Raw genomic sequence first — 3,492 nt, 5'->3', positions numbered from 1 at the left:
CGATGTCCTCGGCATCTCTTCCAATCAGTTGGGGCAGCAGATGATCTTTGAGCAGGTAGAAGACAGAAGTGCCTCCTGTACCGATGGTGTAGGTGTAACTGATGCCTGTTTGTCCATCTTCATCGATGATGGAGACAATTGGGGTCTCCTGGGTGACAAAGGACTGGATTGCATCCGTACGCTTGACCTTCGGATCAAGGTTGACCAATCGGAGTTGAATCTGTTGAATGTTCGCCATGTGTGCGCTCAAAAATGAAATTATGCTTGTTGAATTGAGTTCTTTTCAGGTTCAATCCAATTTAAGCAAAATGAAAGATTGATAAACTTGAAAAGTATTGGTCGATTCCAGAATTTGACCAATTTGTCGAATCAAAAAATAACAACAGACTTGGTTTCAAAAGCTGTTTCATGAGTTGAATCCAAATTTTCAGGACAAACTATGTTTCCAATTTCAGAATTCGAGCAGAACGGATTTGCCTGTCCAATCCCGGTCATGAATTCCTCCGAGGCTGCCGCTTTGGCAGAGCAAATCATTAGATTTCAGCGTGAGGAACCTGAAAAAGCTGCAAGGGCCTTTGGAACCAATACTCACCTCCTGTTTCCAAGCCTTTGTGAAGTAATTCAAAGAGAACAAATTCTGGATGCTGTTGAGCAGGTTTTGGGAAGAAATCTTCTCCTTTGGTCAGCTAGTTTTTTTATTAAGAGCCCCAAGACGAATTCTTTCGTCTCATGGCATCAGGATAGTACCTATTGGGGCTTGGAACCGCCTGAGATCGTCACCGCTTGGTTGGCTTTTACTCCCAGTAATCTGGAGAATGGCTGTATGTGGGTTGTTCCCGGGAGCCACCTCAGAGGCCAAGTGTCCCATCATGGTACTTTTGGTGATGATAATATGCTCAGCCGTGGGCAACAGGTTGCGGTGGATATTTCTAGCGAAAAAACAGAGGCAATAGACTTGGAAGCAGGACAAATGAGCCTTCATCATGTCAGCATCTTTAATGGTTCAAAACCCAACTCTACTAACACTTCGAGAATTGGCTTTGCAATGCGTTTCATCCCAACTCATGTCAAGCAAAACGGGGGACGTACCTTTGCCCTACGGGCTCGTGGTCAGGATGAATTCAATCACTTTGACAGGCCAAACTTGCCCGAAACAGAACTAGGCGTGGCTGAATGGGAGATGCATCAGGACTCACTAAAGCGGATGAATTCCGTTTTGTTCAAGGATGCAGCGCAAGCTACGAAGGCTAAGGGCCATCAAAGCCTTAAAACAGCCGAAAATTTTTCTTAGAAAACCAAAAACTCTGAGGAATCATGAAACTTGCCTATCAATGGGATTTACCAAGTGACCCACGCCCAATTGTGCTAGTTGGAGCAGGAGGCATTGTCAATGACGCTCACTTACCCGCCTATCAGATCACTAAATTCCCGGTTCTGGGAATTCATGATATCAACTCTGAAAATTTGGAAAATATTGCTAAGAAGTGGGGCTTGGAATCCTAAAAAGATATTAAAGGATTGATTGATGTGGCAACGGCTTCGAACGCAGTCTTTGATCTTGTGACCCCACCCTTTGTCATCGCTGAAATCTTGGAGTCCTTGCCGGATTGGGCAACAGTGATGATTCAAAAACCCATGGGCAGTAACTTGGCTGAAGCTTATCGGATTCTTGAGATCTGCCATAGAAAAAAACTTACCGCTGTGGTCAACTTCCAACTCCGATTCAGCCCAATGATGTTGTCTGTGCGTGATGCTCTGCGGTAGGGCATCGTTGAAAACATTCTTGACCTGGAAGTGCATCTTAATTTGGAAACCCCCTGGCACCTGTTCCCTTTTTTCAAGCAAATGGATCGTGAAGAGATTGCGGTGCATTCGATCCACTATCTAGATTTGATCTAATCTTTTTTGGGTACTCCAAAAGTGGTTTGGGTGCAAACACTCTCACATCCAGCCTCTACAGAATTTGCTCAAACTCGAACGACCACAATTTTGAATTATAGCCCTTCAGTAAGATGTACTCTTTCGATCAACCATAATTATTCAAAGGGACCGAATCATCAGGCTGCAGAGATCTGATTTGATTGTGAAAAGGGTGCGGCATAGGTCAAGTTGGGACTACTGCTCGACTATCCTAAAGGGGAACCCGACGAAGTTAGGATTTATCCAAAAGCTGGTTTGGCTTGGGAAAAAGCGGAATTTGCAGGTGGCCGGTTTCCAGAAGCCTTCATTGGCACAATGAGCAACCTTCAACACTTCTCAAAAGGAGAGGATGACACTCTGCTGACTTCTGTGGAAGACACCTTTCAAACAATGAAATTGGTGGAAGCTTGCTACCGTTCGAGTGAAGAGGGAGGAACATTGCTTTAGAACATAAGAATGATGTTGATGTCTCTAGATGAAATTAGATTGGAGATAATTGGCCTGTCATATTGAAGGATACTTTTCAGACTCTTTTTGAATTGAGGATATATTCTTTCTAAGGAGTAAAATTAGATGGCAAATTCCACGAGCATGCAAATCTTCATGGTCTCTCTAGTTGTGGAGGACTATGACTCTGCAATCGAGCACTACACAAAAGATTGGGGCTTTGAAGTCTTAGAAGATAGCCTCATGGATGGAGGGAAGCGTTGGGTCAAAGTTGCCCCTCTGGGGAGTTCATGTTGCCTATTATTGGCACAAGCCAAGGATTCTATCCAAAGAGCAGTCATTGGCCAACAAGCAGGTGGAAGGGTTTTTCTATTTATGCATGTCTCTGATTTACAAAAGCAGGTTCAGCATCTGATCAGCCGAGGTATCAAGATGGAAGGTCCGATTAGATATGAGGATTTTGGAAAAGTTTGTGTCGCAGTCGATAACTACGGCAATCGTTGGGACTTGATTGAACCAAACACTGGTTTCGATACAGATAAATAAGCCGCAGTTTCCATTGATTTCAGAAGAATTTATGAAGGTTGGAGGAGTTTTAGGTTGCCCACGTTAAATACCTTCATCATCTCGAGGTACACCCACACAGATTCAGTAGGGAATCCAGCCTCGATTTTTTTGCATCAATGGCTGATGAACTCCACCGTCTTCGCTATTTACCACTTATAACGAGCCTGCTTCTGGTATTTGCGTTCTAGTTCCTTCGATGGCATCACTGGGTTTGGTACTTTTCGAAGATCACGCAATTCCGCGTAAGCCGCTACGTCCACTAAGTGGTTTTGGGAGCTTTAAGCGCTGCCATCGATCATGCTCACCTTCCGGCCATTTCATCGCCTGGGTTGATATCCCGCAATAATCTTTAATGATGTTCGCCAGGAGCACCAGCACGATTTAGGTCTTGGGTAAAGGAGATTGATCATTCTCCCAGCGCACCACGGTACTACAGGCAACACAACAAGCAGGGCCAAGTGGGCCTGCGTCCAAGGAATTTTACACGAAACTCTCGAAACCAATGGCTGCGCGATGGACTACAGAAGAAGTCTGGATCTAGATCGACCAACGAAACTG

At 44.6% G+C, this 3,492-nt stretch carries 6 protein-coding genes; 5 read left to right on the top strand and 1 reads right to left on the bottom strand.

Going from position 1 to position 3,492, the window contains the following annotated elements:
- Positions 1 to 238 (bottom strand): mandelate racemase/muconate lactonizing enzyme family protein (locus P8O70_17790; protein MDG2198689.1); only part of this gene is annotated, 238 nt, incomplete at its 3' end.
- Between the two features lie 201 nt (positions 239 to 439).
- Here P8O70_17790 and P8O70_17785 point away from each other — a divergent pair.
- The 5 genes from P8O70_17785 (at position 440) to P8O70_17765 (ending at position 2,913) form a co-directional block, all read left to right on the top strand.
- Positions 440 to 1,291 (top strand): phytanoyl-CoA dioxygenase family protein, encoded by an 852-nt coding sequence (locus tag P8O70_17785; protein MDG2198688.1) that lies wholly within the window; start codon positions 440 to 442, stop codon positions 1,289 to 1,291.
- Positions 1,292 to 1,314: 23 nt separating this feature from the next.
- Positions 1,315 to 1,503: a hypothetical protein gene (locus tag P8O70_17780; protein ID MDG2198687.1), complete on the top strand. Its 189-nt coding sequence runs from the start codon at positions 1,315 to 1,317 to the stop codon at positions 1,501 to 1,503.
- Between the two features lie 24 nt (positions 1,504 to 1,527).
- Positions 1,528 to 1,764, top strand: coding sequence for a hypothetical protein (locus P8O70_17775; GenBank protein ID MDG2198686.1), 237 nt, complete (start codon positions 1,528 to 1,530; stop codon positions 1,762 to 1,764).
- 345 nt (positions 1,765 to 2,109) lie between these two features.
- A complete protein-coding gene (locus tag P8O70_17770; GenBank protein ID MDG2198685.1) occupies positions 2,110 to 2,367 on the top strand; it encodes a hypothetical protein in 258 nt (85 codons plus the stop codon).
- Between the two features lie 126 nt (positions 2,368 to 2,493).
- Positions 2,494 to 2,913 carry a VOC family protein gene (locus P8O70_17765; GenBank protein MDG2198684.1) on the top strand — a complete coding sequence of 140 codons (420 nt, stop codon included), beginning with the start codon at positions 2,494 to 2,496 and terminating at the stop codon, positions 2,911 to 2,913.
- The last annotated feature ends 579 nt before the right edge of the window (positions 2,914 to 3,492 follow it).

The organism is SAR324 cluster bacterium, assembly GCA_029245725.1.
Classification (GTDB): domain Bacteria; phylum SAR324; class SAR324; order SAR324; family NAC60-12; genus JCVI-SCAAA005.
This window is presented reverse-complemented; position numbering and strand designations above follow the sequence as displayed.

Coding starts and splice junctions, on each gene's coding strand:
- P8O70_17785 (MDG2198688.1), top strand. CDS start 440: ATGTTTCCAATTTCAGAATTCGAGCAGAACGGATTTGCCTGTCCAATC.
- P8O70_17780 (MDG2198687.1), top strand. CDS start 1,315: ATGAAACTTGCCTATCAATGGGATTTACCAAGTGACCCACGCCCAATT.
- P8O70_17765 (MDG2198684.1), top strand. CDS start 2,494: ATGGCAAATTCCACGAGCATGCAAATCTTCATGGTCTCTCTAGTTGTG.